Source organism: Streptomyces sp. NPDC026672 (genome assembly GCF_040638185.1).
Classification (GTDB): domain Bacteria; phylum Actinomycetota; class Actinomycetes; order Streptomycetales; family Streptomycetaceae; genus Streptomyces.
The window spans coordinates 1-1,494 of sequence record NZ_JBEZXS010000109.1 but is presented as its reverse complement, the minus strand read 5'-3'; the positions used below and the strand labels follow the sequence as shown (position 1 = coordinate 1,494).

1 protein-coding gene is annotated in these 1,494 nt (G+C 69.5%); it reads right to left on the bottom strand.

Annotated features, from left to right (window positions below; genetic code table 11):
* Positions 1-24: 24 nt before the first annotated feature.
* Positions 25-1,227 carry an IS110 family transposase gene (locus AB0F77_RS42990; RefSeq protein ID WP_358079745.1) on the bottom strand — a complete coding sequence of 401 codons (1,203 nt, stop codon included), beginning with the start codon at positions 1,225-1,227 and terminating at the stop codon, positions 25-27.
* Between the last annotated feature and the right edge of the window lie 267 nt (positions 1,228-1,494).

Sequence of the window (1,494 nt, the reverse complement as noted above, 5' to 3'; positions counted from 1 at the left end):
GGGGGGGTGCCTCTATGTCTTTCGTCAAGCGAGGCGTGGGGTTCTGGGTTCGTAGAAGGTGCCGTCGCGGAGCATCGCGAACAGCACGTTGATCCGTTGTCGGGCCAGGCGGAGGAGTGCCTGGGTGTGGGTCTTCCCGCGAGCGCGGCATTTGTTGTAGTAGGTGCGGGAGGCGGGATCGTGCAGGGCGGCGAACGCGGACAGGAACATCGCGCGTTTCAGTTGCCGGTTGCCGCCTCTGGGTGCGTGTTCGCCGTGGATCGATGTCCCCGACGACTTGGTCGTCGGGGCGAGTCCGGCGTAGGAGGCGAGGTGGGCGGCGGTAGGGAAGCCGGTGCCGTCGCCGACGGTGACCAGCAAGGTGGCGGCGGTCCTGACCGCGACTCCTGGAATCGAGGTCAGGACCGGGGAAAGAGGGTGAGCCTCCAGCAGCTGTCCGATCTGCGCTTCCAGGGCTCGTCGCTGTTCGTGGACGGCCGCGAGCGAGCGGACCAGGGACGGGATCACGAGGTCGAGGGTGCCGGTGCCCGGGACCACGACGGTCTGCTCGTCGAGCGCGTCGAAGACCTCGTCGATCAGCCGCTGGGCCATGCGAGGGGCCTTGGGGCGGATCACCTCAACCAGCCTGCGGCGTCCGGCTTTGCGCAGGGCGGCCGGCGATCCGTGGCGTTCCAGCAGCCAGGTGACCGCCTGGTGGTCCAGACGCGGGCCCAGGACTCGTTCCAGGGACGGGTGGAACTGGGTGAGCAGGCCGCGTATCCGGTTGGAGGTGCGGGTGGCCTCGGCGGCGAGGTCCTGGTCGAAGCCGACGAGGACGGTGAGTTCGGCGGTGATCTCGTCGGTCAGCTGAAGCGAGCGCAGGGTGTGCGGCATGGTGCGGGCGGCGTCCGTGATGACGGCCGCGTCGCGGGCGTCGGTCTTCGCCTCGCCCGGGTAGAGGTCGGCGATCCGCCGCATCGCGAGTCCGGGCAGGTAGGCGACCTTGCAGCCGGCGCCCCGGGCGACCGTCAGGGGCAGGGCTCCGATCGAGGCGGGCTGGTCCACGATCACCAGCACGGTGCCGAACTTCGCGGCCAGCTTGTCGAAGACAGCCCGCAGTTTCGGCTCGCTGTTGGGCAGCTGTTTGTCGTAGACCTTCTTCCCGGCCGGGGTCAGCCCGTGCCCGTGATGGGCGCTCTTGCCGACGTCCAGGCCGAGGAAGACGCCCACGTCGTCGATGTCGTCCAACCCATCCTCCCGAGCAGGGTGTGTGCGGTGCTGGCCAGGGCGTTGGCGTCGTATGCGCGCATCCACGTTATGCAGACCTGCCGCCCGCGAACGGCCGGGCATTGCGCCAGGCCAGGCGGTAGCCGGACCTCTCATCAGCGTCTCCAACGGCGCCTCCCGGGCCCGGTGACACCACCCCCCAGGTCATCCGTTCGACAGGGGGGACCAGTCATGCCGGGCCCGGAGGCCAGCGGCCCTCTTGCAGGACCGCCAAGAACATAACGGGGG